Here is a 15,805-nt window from a genome sequence, read left to right on the forward strand (position 1 = left end):
CCACCGGGCACGCACCGGCCGCCGGGAGCCCGCTTTCCCGGGGCGGACGGTCAGGTCGTCTCGCGGTGGGCGGCCGCCTCCTCCAGGTCCAGGCGGCGCAGCAGCGTCCGGAGCATCTCGTCGTCGATGTAGCGGCCGTCGCGCAGCCTGACGAACGCCTCGCGCTCGGCGCTGATCATCTCCCGTGCCAGCCGCCGGTAGGTGTCGTCGACCGACTCCCCGGTGACCGGGTTGACCTGCCCGAGCCGTTCCCAGACGGCGTTGCGGCGGCGCTCCAGGACGCTGCGCAGCCGGTCGGCGAGCGGTGCCGGCAGGGCGTTGCGCTCGTCGGAGAGGAGTTCGTCGAGCCGCTGCTCGGCGACCCGGGAGGCCTGCGCCTGGGCGTTGGCCTCCGCCAGGGTCTCGGTCTGCGCGTCGCGCCCGGGGAGTTTCAGCGCCCGGATCAGCGGGGGCAGCGTCAGTCCCTGCACGACCAGGGTGCCGATCACGGTGGTGAAGGTCAGGAAGAGCAGCAGGTTGCGGTGCGGGAAGTCCTCGTCCGCGGCCGTGACGGGGATCGAGAAGGCGATGGCCAGCGAGACCACGCCCCGCATGCCGGCCCACGCCACCACGAACGGGCTCTTCCAGCCGGGCCTCCCCTCACGCTCCCGGATCCTCGCCGACAGCATCGGCGGCAGCCAGGTCGCCGGGTACACCCACAGGAACCGCACGACGACGACCACCACGAAGACGACCAGCGCGTACCAGGCGGAGGCGAAGCCCTCGTGCTCGCCGAGCCCTCGGAGCACGACGGGCAGCTGCAGTCCGATGAGGGCGAACACGGCCGACTCCAGGACGAACGCCACCATCTTCCACACCGCCTCCTCCTGCAGGCGGGTGGCGAAGTCGACCTCCCACGCGCGGTGCCCCAGGTAGAGGGCGACGACCACGACGGCGATGACTCCCGAGGCGTGCACCTGTTCGGCGGAGGCGTAGGCGACGAACGGGATGAGCAGGGACAGCGTGTTCTGCAGCAGCGGTTCCCTCACATGGGTGCGCAGCCAGTGCAGCGGGGCCATCAGCACCAGCCCGCACACCACCCCGCCGACCGCGGCGATCAGGAAGTCCGCGATTCCCCCCGCCCAGGTCGTGCCCTCGCCGACGGCCGCCGCCAGCGCCACCCGGAAGGCGGTGATCGCGGTGGCGTCGTTCAGCAGGGACTCGCCCTGGAGGACGGTGGTGATGCGCGAGGGCAGGCCGACCCGGCGCGCCACCGCGGTCGCCGCGACCGCGTCCGGCGGGGCCACCACCGCGCCGAACACCAGGGCGGCCGTGAGCGGCAGGGCCGGTACGAGCAGGTACAGGATCCAGCCGACGGCGAAGGTCGCGAACAGCACGTACCCCACCGACAGCAGCGCCACCGGCCGCAGCTGGGCCCGCAGGTCCAGGTAGGAGCTCTCGGTGGCGGCCGTGTACAGCAGCGGCGGCAGGATCAGCGGCAGGACGATGTGCGGGTCGAGCGCGTAGTCGGGCACGCCGGGGAGGTAGCTGACCGCCAGGCCGGCCGCGACCAGCACCAGCGGTGCCGGCACCGAGGTGCGCCGGGCCGCCGCCGCGATCGCCGCGCTGCCCGCCACCAGCAACAGCAGGGGCATCACATCCATGTCCGGCCGCCCTCGCTTTCCGACGCGGTCGTCCGCGCGCCCGTCGTACTGTGGCCATCATGAAACAGTGCACGCACGCCGACGCGCTGCCGGACCCGGAACCCGCCCCGCTCGGCGAGACATGCCCGGAGTGCCTGCGGGACGGCACCGACCCGGTGCAGCTGCGGCTCTGCCTGACCTGCGGTCACGTCGGATGCTGCGACTCCTCGCCGCGCCGGCACGCCACGGAGCACCACAACAGAACCGGCCACCCGGTGATGCGGACCCACGAGCCCGGCGAGGACTGGCGCTGGTGCTTCGTCGACCACGTACTGCTGTGACCGGAGGCGACCGGGGTGCCGGACGGTTCGACGCACTGGCGTCTGGGTACGTCAATCCGGCGCGCGCTCTTCCCATTTGGGAGCCGCAGACCCCTAGCCACGGAGCGTATCCGTAGATTTACTATGAGTAACGGCATGTGGGCCGGGGTCCCGGGACAGGACCGCTGAGGGCGCGATAGCGTCACCGCTGAACCACGTAGCGCGTTACCCGGGGGCGAAACGGCCCTGAAACGCTCGTACCACCTTGGAGGTGAGGGTGTCCCAGATCGCAGGCGAGCCCGCGACCCAGGACTTCGTGGAAGTCCGGCTGCCGGCCGCGGGGGCCTACCTGTCGGTGCTGCGCACGGCCACGGCCGGCCTCGCGGCCCGTTTGGACTTCACCCTCGACGAGATCGAGGACCTGCGCATCGCGGTCGACGAGGCCTGCGCGATCCTGCTCCAGCAGGCCGTGCCGGGGTCGGTGCTCAGCTGTGTCTTCCGGCTCGTCGACGACTCGCTCGAGGTGACCGTCTCGGCGCCGACCACGGACGGTCACGCCCCGTCACGGGACACCTTCGCCTGGACCGTGCTGTCCGCGCTCGCGGGCAAGGTGTCGTCGGCCGTGGACGAGGACAAGACCGTGTCGATCAGCCTCTACAAACAGCGCGGCGCGGGACCCGGGCCGGCGTGAGGAGCGAGGACGGGCCGGTGCGGGACGACGAACGCGGCACACGGGAGCTGCCGGCCGAGAGCGTGCCGGACGGCATCGACGGCATCCCCGAGCAGGCCCGGCCGCACCCGGAGGACGAGTCCGCGGAGACCGTCCCCCCGGGCGGCGGGCAGGCCGGGGGTGCCGCGCGGAACACGTCCCCGGCCGGGGCCGGCCGGGGCGACGGGGGCGCTCCCGCGCGGGCGGAACCGGCGGCGGGGGACGAGGCGAGCGCTCGGGGAAGGGCGACGGGCCAGGCGATGAGCGAGCACGAGCGACACTCCGAGGACGAGGCGCCGACGACGCCCGGTCCCCAGGGCGCGCGGAGCACACCGGGCGCGCCGGGCACCCACGGCGCGCACGCACATCACAACCCGCAGGACCGCAGCGGGGCGCGCGCCCTGTTCCTCGAGCTGCGCACGCTGCAGGACGGCACTCCCGAGTACGCGGAGCTGCGCAACCGGCTGGTGCGCATGCACCTGCCGCTCGTCGAGCATCTCGCGCGGCGCTTCCGCAACCGCGGTGAGCCGCTGGACGACCTCACCCAGGTCGCCACCATCGGGCTGATCAAGTCGGTCGACCGCTTCGACCCCGACCGGGGCGTGGAGTTCTCGACGTACGCCACTCCGACGGTCGTCGGTGAGATCAAGCGGCACTTCCGCGACAAGGGCTGGGCGGTGCGGGTGCCGCGCCGGCTCCAGGAGCTGCGGCTGGCGCTCACCACGGCCACGGCGGAGCTGTCCCAGCTGCACGGCCGCTCCCCCACGGTGCACGAGCTGGCCGAGAGGCTGGCCATCTCCGAGGAGGAGGTCCTGGAGGGCCTGGAGTCCGCGAACGCGTACTCGACGCTGTCCCTGGACGTCCCGGACACCGACGACGAGTCCCCGGCGGTGGCCGACACCCTCGGCGCCGAGGACGAGGCACTGGAGGGCGTGGAGTACCGGGAGTCGCTCAAGCCGCTGCTGGAGGACCTCCCGCCGCGCGAGAAGCGGATCCTGCTGCTGCGCTTCTTCGGCAACATGACCCAGTCGCAGATCGCGCAGGAGGTCGGCATCTCGCAGATGCACGTCTCCCGGCTGCTGGCCCGCACCCTGGCCCAGCTCCGGGAGAAGCTGCTCGTGGAGGAGTGACCCGGCAGGGCTCCCGGGGGTTCGTGGGCCCGGCGCTGTGGCTAGCGGGGTCCGCGGGCGCCTCCGCAGGTCAGGACCCGGTTCCCGGACCCGGGTCCTCGGCGTTGCCGGGTCCTCGGATGCCGAGGGCCCGGGTCGTCTCGGGGTTGACCAGCAGCACGAGCGTGCTGACCGCCACGACGGCGAGCGCGATGCCGGCGGGGATGGCCACCCCGTCGGACACCAGCAGGTTGTAGGCCACCGGAAGCGCGATGATCTGGGTGATGACGGCGGGGCCCCGGCTCCAGCTCCGCAGCGCGAACAGTCCCCGCGCGGCGATCAGCGGGAGCAGGGCGAGCGCGACCAGCGTCACCCCGCCGGTGACGGCCTGCTGCCGGTCGTCCGGTTCCCCGGTGAGGGCGAGCACCGCCATCCACACCCCGACGGCCACCAGCGCGACCCCTTCCAGGGCGGCCAGTGCCGCGGCACAGGTCAGACGGCGCGGGCGGGGACCGGTGGCGTCCGGGGCGGTCGTGGTGGGGGTCTGCTCGCTGCTCACCCCTGAAGGGTAGCCCTCGCCGCGGGCTCCTTCCGTGGCGAGGTTCACGCCCTCGCCCCCCGCTCGGCAGGGCCTCCGTCTGGGCCCGGTACCGCTCAGTAGGTACCCTGCACGTCATGCGTGCACTTCTCGTGGTCAATCCGGCGGCAACCACCACGAGTGCGCGCACGCGCGACGTGCTGATCCACGCCCTCGCCAGCGAGATGAAGCTGGAGGCGGTCACCACCGAGTACCGCGGGCACGGGCGCGACCTGGGCCGGCAGGCCGCGGAGAGCGACGACATAGACCTGGTGGTCGCCCTCGGCGGGGACGGCACGGTCAACGAGGTCGTCAACGGCCTGCTGCACGCGGGACCCGACCCGGAGCACCTGCCCGGCCTCGCCGTGGTCCCCGGCGGCTCCACCAATGTCTTCGCGCGCGCCCTGGGCTTGCCCAACCAGCCCGTGGAGGCCACCGGCGTCCTGCTGGACGCGCTGCGCGAGGGCCGGGAGCGGACCGTGGGCCTGGGGCTGACCTCGGGCACTCCGGGCACGGAGGACGAGGCCGTGCCGGGCCGCTGGTTCACCTTCAACGCGGGACTGGGTTTCGACGCCGGCGTCGTCGGCCGGGTGGAGCAGCAGCGGGAGCGCGGTAGGAAGTCCACGCACGCGCTGTACATGCGCCAGGTCGTCCGTCAGCTGCTCGGTGACCCGCACCGCCGGCGCGGAGTGATCACCCTGGAGCATCCGGGCGAGGAGCCGGTCAGCGATCTGGTGCTGTCCATAGTCTCGAACACCTCGCCGTGGACGTTTCTCGGCAATCGCCCGATCTACGCGTCACCTAAGGCCGCGTTCGATACCGGCCTCGATCTCTTCGGTCTGAGCCGGATGTCCACCGCCGCCGTTGCCCGGTATGGCACGCAGTTGCTCACTTCGTCCCCGGAGCGCGGCCCCCATGGCAGGCACGCGGTGTCCCGCCACGATCTGACACGCTTCACCTTGCATTCGAAGGTGCCACTGCCCCTCCAGATGGACGGTGACCACCTGGGGCTGCGAACCAGCGTGACGTTCACAGGCGTACGCCGTGCACTGCGTGTGATTGTGTGAGCAGAAAGGGCGAAAGTCCTTTCACTCGAACGTTTAGGCCAGGGTCCACCCCATGGAAGTACGGCTGTGACCTAGTCGACACCGAAGAATCAAAAAAAACTTTCCGGAAGGGGTTGTATCCGCCGCCGAGGTTTGCGAGTCTCTTCTTGGCGATCGGGACGGCCCGCAGGAACAGCCTCCACAGATCACCGGAACCCCTCTTCAGAACCCAAGGACCACGCCAGGGAACCTGGCGGTCGGCCCTTCACTTGTTGGGGGATTCGTGAAAGCGTTCACATTCACAAGCACTTGCAGTTACACCAAGGAGAGGTAGCAGCCATGGACTGGCGTCACAACGCCGTTTGCCGCGAGGAAGACCCCGAGCTCTTCTTCCCCATCGGCAACACCGGTCCCGCGCTGCTGCAGATCGAGGAAGCCAAGGCCGTCTGCCGTCGCTGCCCGGTGATCGAGAGCTGCCTCCAGTGGGCGCTCGAGTCCGGTCAGGACTCCGGCGTCTGGGGTGGTCTCAGCGAGGACGAGCGTCGCGCGATGAAGCGCCGCGCCGCCCGCAACCGGGCCCGTCAGGCCTCCGCCTGACACCCCCTGTCGACAGCCTGAGCTTGGCGGCGCGTACACCGCGTACGCATCTCCCGCCCCCGAGCCGCAGCGCGTAGTTCCCCGAGTGCTCGAAACAGCCCGAGCAGGGGGAACACCGAAGAAAACGAGCATCAGCCCCGGACCGCTTCGAGGTCCGGGGCTTTTTGCCGTGCCCGCTACTTGTCCGACTGCACGGGGATGTCCAGGATCACCCTGGTCCCCCGCTCCGGGGCCGGCACCATGTCGAAGGTGCCGCCCAACTCGCCCTCCACCAGGGTCCGTACGATCTGCAGGCCGAGGTTGCCCGCGGTGTGCGGGTCGAAGCCCTCGGGCAGTCCCACCCCGTCGTCCTGCACGGTGACCAGCAGGCGGGCCTCCTTGGAGGTGCCACCGCGGACCGCGGACACCTCGACGGTGCCGGTCTCCCCCTCGGTGAAGCCGTGCTCCAGGGCGTTCTGCAGCACCTCGGTCAGCACCATCGACAACGGGGTGGCGACCTCGGCGTCGAGTATGCCGAAGCGGCCGGAGCGGCGGCCGCTGACCTTGCCCGGGGAGATCTCCGCGACCATCGCGAGCACCCGGTCGGCGATCTCGTCGAACTCCACCCGCTCGTCCAGGTTCTGGGACAGCGTCTCGTGGACGATCGCGATGGAGCCCACCCGGCGGACGGCCTCCTCCAGCGCCGCACGGCCGCGCTCGGACCCGATGCGGCGGGCCTGGAGGCGCAGCAGCGCCGCCACCGTCTGGAGGTTGTTCTTCACCCGGTGGTGGATCTCCCGGATGGTCGCGTCCTTGGTGATCAACTCGCGTTCGCGGCGGCGAAGTTCCGTGACGTCGCGGAGCAGCACCAGCGACCCGATGCGTGTTCCCTTGGGTTTGAGCGGGATCGCCCGGAACTGGATCACCCCGTCGTTGGCCTCGATCTCGAACTCGCGCGGCGCCCAGCCGCTGGCGACCTTGGCCAGCGCCTCGTCCACCGGGCCCCGCGAGGGCGCCAGTTCGGCGGTGGTCGTGCCGAGGTGATGGCCCACCAGGTCGGCGGCGAGGCCCATCCGGTGGAAGGCGGACAGGGCGTTCGGGGAGGCGTACTGGACGATGCCGTCGGCGTCCAGCCGGATCAGGCCGTCGCCGACGCGCGGCGAGGCGTCCATCTCGAGCTGCTGGTTCGCGAACGGGAAGGCGCCGGCCGCGATCATCTGCGCGAGGTCGGAGGCGCTCTGCAGGTAGGTGAGCTCCAGCCGGCTCGGGGTGCGCACGGTGAGCAGGTTGGTGTTGCGGGCGATGACACCGAGGACGCGGCCCTCACGCCGTACGGGGATGGACTCGACCCGTACCGGGACCTCCTCGCGCCACTCCGGGTCCCCTTCGCGCACGATCCGGCCCTCGTCCAGGGCCGCGTCCAGCATGGGCCGGCGGCCGCGCGGGACGAGATGGCCGACCATGTCGTCCTGGTAGGAGGTCGGCCCGGTGTTGGGGCGCATCTGCGCGACCGAGACGTAGCGGGTGCCGTCGCGGGTGGGGACCCACAGCACCAGGTCCGCGAAGGAGAGGTCGGAGAGCAGCTGCCACTCCGAGACCAGCAGATGGAGCCACTCGAGGTCGGTGTCGTCGAGGGCGGTGTGCTGGCGTACGAGTTCGTTCATGGAGGGCACGTCAGCGAGCGTACCCGTGGGTCGGCGCGGTGCCCGAGAACACCCGCGGGCCGCGGCGCCTGAGAGGGACCCTCAACCCTCCCGGCACCGCAGCCCGGAGCAACACCGGCCGGCGGGGTGTGCGGTCCCGGTCGGCCGTGGATGAGGAGCCGGGGCAGTCAGGGCAGAGAGCTCCGGGTCCTCGGTCCGCCTTCCTGTGCGGGGAAGGCAGGCTCACTCTGTTCCGCTACGCATTGTGGACTAGACCACTGTCCCTGTAAATGCGTGGAACACCGTTCTTTGCTGTCGGGCGTCGATCCGCCCGGACGCAGACGCTTCCGCCATCCAGCCTATCCCGAAGGGCCGCCTTCGCGGACCGGACGGCCGCCGCAATTTCCGGCGTGCGCTCCGGGCCTGCGGCCGCGCCCGCACGGGGAGGGGGACCCGCCCGCGGACACGCCTCTCTGCTAGATTGAGATTGGTCTAAACCACCTGTTCCCGCTCGTCGGGAACCGTTCCAGTCGAGTCCTCCTGAAGATCGGCAGGCCCACCGTGGAAGTTGTCATCGTTGCGGACGCCGAGGCGGGCGGCGAACTCATCGCCGAGGCCATGGCACAGCTCCTGCGGCGCAAGCCCGACGCCCTGCTGGGCGTCGCCACCGGTTCGACGCCGCTGCCCGTCTACCAGGCCCTGACGGCCAAGGTGAAGGCCGGCGCCGTGGACACCTCCCGGGCGCGGATCGCGCAGCTCGACGAGTACGTGGGGCTGCCCGCCGACCACCCCGAGTCCTACCGCTCGGTGCTCCGGCGCCAGGTGCTGGAGCCGCTCGGCATCGGCATGGACGCCTTCATGGGCCCCGACGGCACGGCCGAGGACGTGCAGGGGGCGTGCGAGGCGTACGACAGGAAGCTGGCCGATGCGGGCGGGGTGGACCTCCAGCTGCTCGGCATCGGCACGGACGGGCACATCGGCTTCAACGAACCGTGCTCCTCGCTCGCCTCGCGCACCCGCATCAAGACACTCACCGAGCAGACCCTGAGGGACAACGCCCGCTTCTTCGACGGAGACATCGCCCAGGTCCCGCACCACGTCATCACCCAGGGCATCGGCACCATCCTGGAGGCCCGCCACCTGGTCCTGCTGGCCACCGGAGAGGGCAAGGCGGACGCGGTCGCGGCGACCGTGGAGGGCCCGGTCGCGGCGGTGTGCCCCGCCTCCGCCCTCCAGCTGCACCCGCACGCCACGGTGGTCGTCGACGAGGCCGCCGCCTCCAAGCTGAAGCTCGCCGACTACTTCCGGCACACCTTCGTCAACAAGCCCGACTGGCAGGGGATCTGACCGGCGTCCGTGGTCTGGACCAGCCCTCGCCCCGGGGGTATACAAAGGGGATCACGGAGCGTGCGGGGCACACCCCCGGCCTGAGCCGTGCCACGATGTCAGCCGCGGCCGATGGGGATGTCGGCCGTTCGGCACCCGGAGCCGGGAAGGCAGAGCATGAGCACCGACGTCAGCAGTGCGGAGAACGAGGGCGGGACCACGGTCCGTACGGCGCGTGTGCCCAAGTACTACCGGCTGAAGAAGCACCTGCTCGACATGACCGAGACGGCCGCGCCGGGCACGCCGGTCCCGCCCGAGCGCACACTGGCGGCGGAGTTCGACACCTCGCGCACCACCGTGCGCCAGGCGCTCCAGGAGCTCGTGGTCGAGGGACGACTGGAGCGCATCCAGGGCAAGGGCACCTTCGTCGCCAAGCCCAAGGTGTCGCAGGCGCTCCAGCTCACCTCGTACACCGAGGACATGCGGGCCCAGGGCCTGGAGCCCACCTCGCAGCTGCTGGACCTCGGCTACATCACCGCCGACGACCGGCTCGCCGGGCTGCTCGACATCACGGCCGGCGGGCGGGTGCTGCGCATCGAGCGGCTGCGCATGGCCAACGGGGAGCCGATGGCCATCGAGATCACCCATCTCAGCGCCAAGCGCTTCCCCGCGCTGCGGCGCAGCCTGACGAAGTACACGTCCCTCTACACCGCCCTCGCCGAGGTGTACGACGTGCGCCTCGCGGAGGCCGAGGAGACGATCGAGACGTCGCTGGCCACCCCCCGCGAGGCCGGGCTGCTCGGCACGGACGTCGGCCTGCCGATGCTGATGCTGTCCCGGCACTCACGGGACCGGGACGGGCAGCCGGTGGAGTGGGTGCGGTCGGTGTACCGGGGCGACCGGTACAAGTTCGTCGCACGCCTGAAGCGCCCCCAGGAGTGATTCCGCGGTGACCCCGCCGTGCCCCCGCCGGTGACCTCCGGGCATCCCAAACCCCTGTGAAACGGGTGGTTGACAAGGTTTTCGTTGCTGTTGCCTCTCGGTTGGGCCGCGCCTGAATACCGCTGTGTTGACGAGGGGTTACGGCCCCGCCGCGCCCTCACCTAGATTTCCGAGCGCCTTACCGTCGGTGATCAGTGAGGGGACGGAAACCGTCTGATGTCACAAGCCCCGGAAACCAAGGAAGGGCCGGTGGTGACGCCCGTGCGCGTCGTCATCGCCCTCTGTCTCGTCGCACCGTTCGTGGCCATGCTGTGGGTCGGTTCGTACGCGAAGACCGACCCCGTCGTCATCGGCATCCCGTTCTTCTACTGGTACCAGATGCTCTGGGTGCTGATCTCCACCCTGCTGACGATGGTCGCGTACAAGCTCTGGCAGCGTGACCAGCGCGCCCGCTCTGCCTCGAAGGGCGGTGCGTCGCGGTGAACGACGGCGTGAACGGCGTGGCACTCGCCGTCTTCATCTTCTTCTTCGTGCTCGTCACCGCGATGGGCTTCCTGGCCGCGCGCTGGCGCAAGGCCGCGAACGAGCACACGCTCGACGAATGGGGCCTGGGCGGGCGCTCGTTCGGCACATGGGTGACCTGGTTCCTGCTGGGCGGGGACCTGTACACCGCGTACACCTTCGTCGCCGTGCCGGCGGCCATCTACGCGGCGGGCGCGGCCGGCTTCTTCGCCGTGCCGTACACGATCCTGGTGTACCCGCTGATCTTCACCTTCCTGCCCCGGCTGTGGTCGGTGTCGCACAAGCACGGCTACGTGACGACGTCCGACTTCGTGCGCGGCCGGTTCGGCTCGAAGGGGCTGTCGCTGGCCGTCGCGGTCACCGGCATCCTGGCGACGATGCCGTACATCGCGCTCCAACTGGTCGGCATCCAGGCCGTGCTGGACGTGATGGGCGTCGGCGGCGGCGAGAACACCAACTGGTTCGTCAAGGACCTGCCGCTGCTGATCGCCTTCGGTGTGCTCGCGGCGTACACGTACTCGTCGGGCCTGCGGGCCCCCGCGCTCATCGCGTTCGTCAAGGACACGCTGATCTACCTCGTGATCGCGGTGGCGATCATCTACATCCCGGTCAAGCTGGGCGGCTTCGACGAGATCTTCGCCTCGGCGCGGGAGGCGTACAGCGAGACCAACCCGGCCACGGGCGCGCCGCGCGGTGCGCTGGTGCCGGGCGAGGCGGGCCAGTGGACGTACGCCACGCTGGCGCTGGGCTCGGCGCTCGCGCTGTTCATGTACCCGCACTCGATCACGGCGACGCTGTCCTCGCGCAGCCGTGAGGTGATCCGCCGCAACACCACGATCCTGCCGCTGTACTCGCTGATGCTGGGCCTGCTGGCGCTGCTCGGCTTCATGGCGATCGCGGCCGGCGTCAAGGTGAGCAACGGGCAGCTGGCCATCCCGCAGCTCTTCGAGGACATGTTCCCGGCGTGGTTCGCGGGCGTGGCCTTCGCGGCGATCGGCATCGGCGCGCTGGTGCCGGCGGCGATCATGTCGATCGCGGCGGCGAACCTCTTCACCCGCAACATCTACAAGGACTTCATCAGGCCGGACGCCACCCCCGCTCAGGAGACCAAGGTCTCCAAGGTCGTCTCGCTGCTGGTGAAGGTGGGCGCGCTGGCCTTCGTCCTGACCATGGACAAGACCGTCGCCATCAACTTCCAGCTCCTCGGCGGCATTTGGATCCTGCAGACCTTCCCGGCACTGGTGGGCGGCCTGTTCACCCGCTGGTTCCACCGCTGGGCGCTGATCGGCGGCTGGGCGGTCGGCATGATCTACGGCACGGTCGCCGCGTACGGGGTGGCCTCGCCGACGCAGAAGCACTTCGGCGGGTCCGCGAAGGAGATCCCGGGGATCGGCGAGATCGGCTACATCGGCCTCACGGCCTTCGTGCTCAACGTCGTGGTGACCGTGGTGCTGACCTTCGCGATGCGGGCCCTCAAGGCTCCCGAGGGCATCGACCGGACCAAGCCCGAGGACTACACGGCGGACGCGGGCGATCCCGGCGTCGACGTGAAGCTCCCGCCGGCCACGGCCGGCAGCGCGCACTAGCGTCGCGGACGACGGGCGACGGGCCGCGGGAGGAGATCCGGCGGCCCGTCGGCGTACCCGCGGCGGCACGCCCGTCGTCCGGCACCCGCCCCGGACGGACGTCACGCTCGTCGCCTGCGAGCTGACGCTCCGACACCAACGCGACACAACATATGGGGCTGCTGGCGCCGCCCGGCACAAGATGTATGCTCGTGCTCGCTGTCGCCGCAGGGGAATCCGGTGTGAATCCGGAACTGTCCCGCAACGGTGTCCCCCCGCACGCCCACGTCGAGGCGTGCGGAGAGGTCAGTCCGAGGACCTGCCGACAGTGCGCCCGGCCGTCCGGTCCGGGTGCCCTGACGTCCGGGCCTCGCGGAATGGGCCGGTGGACGCGACGCCCCGTGCGTTCGTGTGCTGCCCCCTGCGCTCTTCGAGGCCCCCGTGCCGAGCGAGGGAGAGCCCCACGTGACCATCGCGCCAGCCGATCCGGCCTCAGCGATCGAGGTGACCCGGGAGAGCGAGGGCGGCCCCGGTGCCGCGCTGCTGCGGACCCTGACGGAGCTGACCGCCGACCTGCCCGACGCCGACCCCGGCCGGGTCGCCGCCGCCGCGCTGCGCGGCCGGTCGGCCGCCGCCGACGAGGCGGAGCTGCGGGAACTGGCCACCGAGGCGGCGGCCGGACTCATCTCCGAGGACCCCGCCTACTCCCGGCTCGCCGCCCGGCTGCTGACCATCGGCATCCGCGCCGAGGCCGCCTCGCAGGGCGTCACCTCCTTCACCGGGTCCGTGGCGACCGGGCACCGCGAGGGTCTGATCGCCGACCGGACCGCAGCGTTCGCCGCACGGCACGCGGACCGGCTCGACGCACTGATCGACACCGGTGCCGACGACCGCTTCGGCTACTTCGGCCTGCGCACCCTGCACAGCCGCTACCTGCTGCGGCACCCGGTCACCCGCAAGGTCGTCGAGACCCCCCAGCACTTCCTGCTGCGCGTCGCCTGCGGTCTCGCCGAGGACGACAGCGCCCGCTCGGTGGACGAGGTCGCCGCGCTCTACGGCCTGATGAGCCGCCTGGACTACCTGCCCTCCTCCCCCACCCTGTTCAACTCCGGGACCCGGCATCCCCAGATGTCGTCCTGCTACCTCCTCGACTCGCCCAAGGACGAGCTGGACTCGATCTACGACCGCTACCACCAGGTCGCCCGGCTCTCCAAGCACGCCGGCGGCATCGGCCTGGCCTACTCCCGCATCCGCGCCCGCGGTTCGCTGATCCGCGGCACCAACGGGCACTCCAACGGCATCGTCCCCTTCCTGAAGACGCTGGACGCCTCGGTCGCCGCCGTGAACCAGGGCGGGCGGCGCAAGGGCGCGGCGGCGGTCTACCTGGAGACCTGGCACCTGGACGTCGAGGAGTTCCTGGAGCTGCGCGACAACACCGGTGAGGACGCCCGCCGTACGCACAACCTGAACCTGGCGCACTGGGTGCCGGACGAGTTCATGCGCCGGGTGGACGCGGACGGTTCGTGGTCCCTGTTCTCACCCGCGGACGTGCCGGAACTGGTCGACCTGTGGGGCGGGGAGTTCGACGCGGCCTACCGGGCCGCCGAGGCGAAGGGCCTGGCGCGGAGGACGCTCCCGGCGCGCGAGCTGTACGGCCGCATGATGCGCACCCTCGCGCAGACCGGCAACGGCTGGATGACCTTCAAGGACACCGCCAACCGCACGGCCAACCAGACCGCCGAACCGGGCCACGTCATCCACTCCTCGAACCTGTGCACGGAGATCCTGGAGGTCACCGACGACGGGGAGACCGCGGTCTGCAACCTGGGGTCGGTCAACCTCGGCGCCTTCGTGGCGGACGGGGACGTCGACTGGGAGCGCCTGGACGAGACGGTCCGCACGGCCGTGACGTTCCTCGACCGGGTCGTCGACATCAACTTCTACCCGACCGAGCAGGCGGGCCGCTCCAACGCCCGGTGGCGCCCCGTCGGCCTCGGCGCCATGGGTCTGCAGGACGTCTTCTTCAAGCTGCGGCTGCCCTTCGACTCCCCGGAGGCGAAGGCACTGTCCACCAGGATCGCCGAGCGGATCATGCTCGCCGCGTACGAGACGTCCGCCGACCTGGCCGAGCGCCACGGCCCGCTGCCCGCCTGGGAGAAGACCCGCACCGCCCGGGGCGTGCTGCACCCCGACCACTACGGTGTCGAGTTCGCCTGGCCGGAGCGCTGGGCGGCGCTGCGGACACGGATCGCGGCGACCGGGATGCGCAACTCGCTGCTGCTGGCGATCGCCCCCACCGCCACCATCGCGTCGATCGCGGGCGTGTACGAGTGCATCGAGCCGCAGGTGTCCAACCTGTTCAAGCGCGAGACGCTGTCCGGGGAGTTCCTCCAGGTCAACTCGTACCTGGTGGACGACCTGAAGCGGCTCGGTGTGTGGGACGCGCGCTCCCGTGAGGCGCTGCGCGAGGCCGGCGGCTCGGTGCAGGACTTCGCGTGGATCCCCGAGGAGGTGCGCCGGCTGTACCGCACGGCGTGGGAGATCCCGCAGCGCGGTCTGATCGACATGGCCGCCGCCCGCACCCCGTACCTGGACCAGGCGCAGTCGCTCAACCTGTTCCTGGAGACGCCGACCATCGGCAAGCTCTCCTCGATGTACGCCTACGCCTGGAAGCAGGGTCTGAAGACCACGTACTACCTGCGTTCCCGCCCGGCGACCCGGATCGCCCGCGCCGCGGCCCGGACCACCGTCCCCGTCCAGCAGGCGGCCGACCCCGAGGCCGTCGCCTGCTCCCTGGAAAACCCCGAGTCCTGCGAGGCCTGCCAGTGATGACCAGTGAGACCAAGAACCTGCTCGACCCGGGCTTCGAACTGACCCTGCGCCCCATGCGCTACCCCGACTTCTACGAACGCTACCGGGACGCCATCAAGAACACCTGGCACGTCGAGGAGGTCGACCTCCACTCGGACGTCGCCGACCTGGCGAAGCTCAGCCCCGAGGAACAGCACCTCATCGGGCGGCTGGTCGCGTTCTTCGCCACCGGTGACTCGATCGTGGCGAACAACCTGGTGCTGACGCTGTACAAGCACATCAACTCCCCGGAGGCGCGGCTGTACCTGTCGCGGCAGCTGTTCGAGGAGGCGGTGCACGTCCAGTTCTACCTGACGCTGCTGGACACCTACCTGCCCGACCCCGACGACCGGGCGGCGGCCTTCGCGGCCGTGGAGAACATCCCCTCCATCCGGGAGAAGGCCGAGTTCTGCTTCCGGTGGATGGACTCGGTGGAGAAGCTCGACCGGCTGGAGACCCGGGCCGACCGGCGCCGCTTCCTGCTGAACCTGATCTGCTTCGCCGCCTGCATCGAGGGCCTGTTCTTCTACGGGGCGTTCGCCTACGTCTACTGGTTCCGCGGCCGGGGCCTGCTGCACGGTCTGGCGACCGGGACCAACTGGGTGTTCCGGGACGAGACGATGCACATGTCGTTCGCCTTCGACGTGGTCGACACCGTCCGCAAGGAGGAGCCGGAGCTGTTCGACGAGCAGCTCGGGCAGCAGGTGACCGACATGCTGCGCGAGGCGGTCGAGGCGGAGCTTCAGTTCGCGCGTGACCTGTGCGGCGACGGGCTGCCGGGCATGAACACCGAGTCGATGCGGCAGTACCTGGAGTGCGTCGCCGACCAGCGGCTGGTGCGGCTGGGCTTCGCACCGGTGTACGGATCGGAGAACCCGTTCTCCTTCATGGAGCTGCAGGGCGTCCAGGAGCTGACGAACTTCTTCGAGCGGCGCCCGTCCGCGTACCAGGTCGCCGTGGAGGGCACGGTCGACCTGGACGAGGACTTCTAGCGCGTG

The 15,805-nt window shown here is 70.7% G+C and carries 14 protein-coding genes and 1 riboswitch; of the genes, 11 read left to right on the top strand and 3 right to left on the bottom strand.

What is annotated here, in order from left to right; translation table 11 throughout:
* Positions 1-50: 50 nt before the first annotated feature.
* The gene (locus IE172_RS11650) at positions 51-1,643 is read right to left on the bottom strand and encodes a Na+/H+ antiporter (protein ID WP_190097100.1); all 1,593 of its coding nucleotides are present in this window, start codon (positions 1,641-1,643) and stop codon (positions 51-53) included.
* 59 nt (positions 1,644-1,702) lie between these two features.
* Between IE172_RS11650 and IE172_RS11655 the strand changes: the two genes are divergently transcribed.
* The 3 genes from IE172_RS11655 (at position 1,703) to IE172_RS11665 (ending at position 3,781) form a co-directional block, all read left to right on the top strand.
* Positions 1,703-1,963 (top strand): UBP-type zinc finger domain-containing protein, encoded by a 261-nt coding sequence (locus IE172_RS11655; protein WP_190097101.1) that lies wholly within the window; start codon positions 1,703-1,705, stop codon positions 1,961-1,963.
* 256 nt (positions 1,964-2,219) lie between these two features.
* Positions 2,220-2,633 (top strand): ATP-binding protein, encoded by a 414-nt coding sequence (locus tag IE172_RS11660; protein WP_004925829.1) that lies wholly within the window; start codon positions 2,220-2,222, stop codon positions 2,631-2,633.
* 17 nt (positions 2,634-2,650) lie between these two features.
* Positions 2,651-3,781: an RNA polymerase sigma factor SigF gene (locus tag IE172_RS11665; RefSeq protein WP_190097333.1), complete on the top strand. Its 1,131-nt coding sequence runs from the start codon at positions 2,651-2,653 to the stop codon at positions 3,779-3,781.
* A gap of 70 nt (positions 3,782-3,851) precedes the next feature.
* Here IE172_RS11665 and IE172_RS11670 read toward each other — a convergent pair whose 3' ends face one another.
* Positions 3,852-4,319 (bottom strand): hypothetical protein, encoded by a 468-nt coding sequence (locus tag IE172_RS11670; RefSeq protein WP_190097102.1) that lies wholly within the window; start codon positions 4,317-4,319, stop codon positions 3,852-3,854.
* A gap of 116 nt (positions 4,320-4,435) precedes the next feature.
* Here IE172_RS11670 and IE172_RS11675 point away from each other — a divergent pair, with 116 nt between their 5' ends.
* Positions 4,436-5,404 (top strand): diacylglycerol/lipid kinase family protein, encoded by a 969-nt coding sequence (locus IE172_RS11675; protein WP_190097103.1) that lies wholly within the window; start codon positions 4,436-4,438, stop codon positions 5,402-5,404.
* Positions 5,405-5,722: 318 nt separating this feature from the next.
* Positions 5,723-5,980 carry a WhiB family transcriptional regulator gene (locus IE172_RS11680; RefSeq protein WP_030219886.1) on the top strand — a complete coding sequence of 86 codons (258 nt, stop codon included), beginning with the start codon at positions 5,723-5,725 and terminating at the stop codon, positions 5,978-5,980.
* Positions 5,981-6,156: 176 nt separating this feature from the next.
* Here the strand turns inward: IE172_RS11680 and IE172_RS11685 are convergent, their stop codons facing one another.
* Positions 6,157-7,623, bottom strand: a complete 1,467-nt coding sequence (locus tag IE172_RS11685; protein WP_190097334.1) for a sensor histidine kinase — start codon at positions 7,621-7,623, stop codon at positions 6,157-6,159.
* A 540-nt stretch (positions 7,624-8,163) separates the two neighbouring features.
* Here IE172_RS11685 and nagB point away from each other — a divergent pair.
* The 6 genes from nagB (at position 8,164) to IE172_RS11715 (ending at position 15,799) form a co-directional block, all read left to right on the top strand.
* A complete protein-coding gene (nagB, locus tag IE172_RS11690; protein ID WP_190097104.1) occupies positions 8,164-8,949 on the top strand; it encodes a glucosamine-6-phosphate deaminase in 786 nt (261 codons plus the stop codon).
* Positions 8,950-9,105: 156 nt separating this feature from the next.
* Positions 9,106-9,870 (top strand): GntR family transcriptional regulator, encoded by a 765-nt coding sequence (locus tag IE172_RS11695; protein WP_190097105.1) that lies wholly within the window; start codon positions 9,106-9,108, stop codon positions 9,868-9,870.
* Between the two features lie 216 nt (positions 9,871-10,086).
* Positions 10,087-10,353, top strand: coding sequence for a DUF3311 domain-containing protein (locus IE172_RS11700; protein WP_190097106.1), 267 nt, complete (start codon positions 10,087-10,089; stop codon positions 10,351-10,353).
* Positions 10,350-11,978 carry a monocarboxylate uptake permease MctP gene (gene mctP / locus IE172_RS11705; RefSeq protein ID WP_190097107.1) on the top strand — a complete coding sequence of 543 codons (1,629 nt, stop codon included), beginning with the start codon at positions 10,350-10,352 and terminating at the stop codon, positions 11,976-11,978. The genes IE172_RS11700 and mctP overlap by 4 nt, the downstream gene beginning before the upstream one ends.
* Positions 11,979-12,163: 185 nt before the next feature.
* Positions 12,164-12,298: riboswitch (cobalamin riboswitch) on the top strand.
* Positions 12,299-12,422: 124 nt separating this feature from the next.
* Positions 12,423-14,786, top strand: a complete 2,364-nt coding sequence (locus tag IE172_RS11710) for a ribonucleoside-diphosphate reductase subunit alpha (RefSeq protein WP_190097108.1) — start codon at positions 12,423-12,425, stop codon at positions 14,784-14,786.
* Positions 14,786-15,799 carry a ribonucleotide-diphosphate reductase subunit beta gene (locus IE172_RS11715; protein ID WP_190097109.1) on the top strand — a complete coding sequence of 338 codons (1,014 nt, stop codon included), beginning with the start codon at positions 14,786-14,788 and terminating at the stop codon, positions 15,797-15,799. The genes IE172_RS11710 and IE172_RS11715 overlap by 1 nt, the downstream gene beginning before the upstream one ends.
* Positions 15,800-15,805 lie beyond the last annotated feature (6 nt).

The sequence above is a fragment of the Streptomyces griseoflavus genome (genome assembly GCF_014649995.1).
In the GTDB taxonomy this organism is placed as follows: Bacteria; Actinomycetota; Actinomycetes; order Streptomycetales; family Streptomycetaceae; genus Streptomyces; species Streptomyces griseoflavus.

Bases quoted from the DNA above. Each gene is read 5' to 3' on its own strand.
- IE172_RS11695 (WP_190097105.1), top strand. From the start codon at position 9,106: ATGAGCACCGACGTCAGCAGTGCGGAGAACGAGGGCGGGACCACGGTC.
- IE172_RS11715 (WP_190097109.1), top strand. From the start codon at position 14,786: ATGACCAGTGAGACCAAGAACCTGCTCGACCCGGGCTTCGAACTGACC.
- IE172_RS11685 (WP_190097334.1), bottom strand. From the start codon at position 7,623: ATGAACGAACTCGTACGCCAGCACACCGCCCTCGACGACACCGACCTC.
- IE172_RS11700 (WP_190097106.1), top strand. From the start codon at position 10,087: ATGTCACAAGCCCCGGAAACCAAGGAAGGGCCGGTGGTGACGCCCGTG.
- IE172_RS11675 (WP_190097103.1), top strand. From the start codon at position 4,436: ATGCGTGCACTTCTCGTGGTCAATCCGGCGGCAACCACCACGAGTGCG.
- IE172_RS11650 (WP_190097100.1), bottom strand. From the start codon at position 1,643: ATGGATGTGATGCCCCTGCTGTTGCTGGTGGCGGGCAGCGCGGCGATC.
- IE172_RS11680 (WP_030219886.1), top strand. From the start codon at position 5,723: ATGGACTGGCGTCACAACGCCGTTTGCCGCGAGGAAGACCCCGAGCTC.
- IE172_RS11655 (WP_190097101.1), top strand. From the start codon at position 1,703: ATGAAACAGTGCACGCACGCCGACGCGCTGCCGGACCCGGAACCCGCC.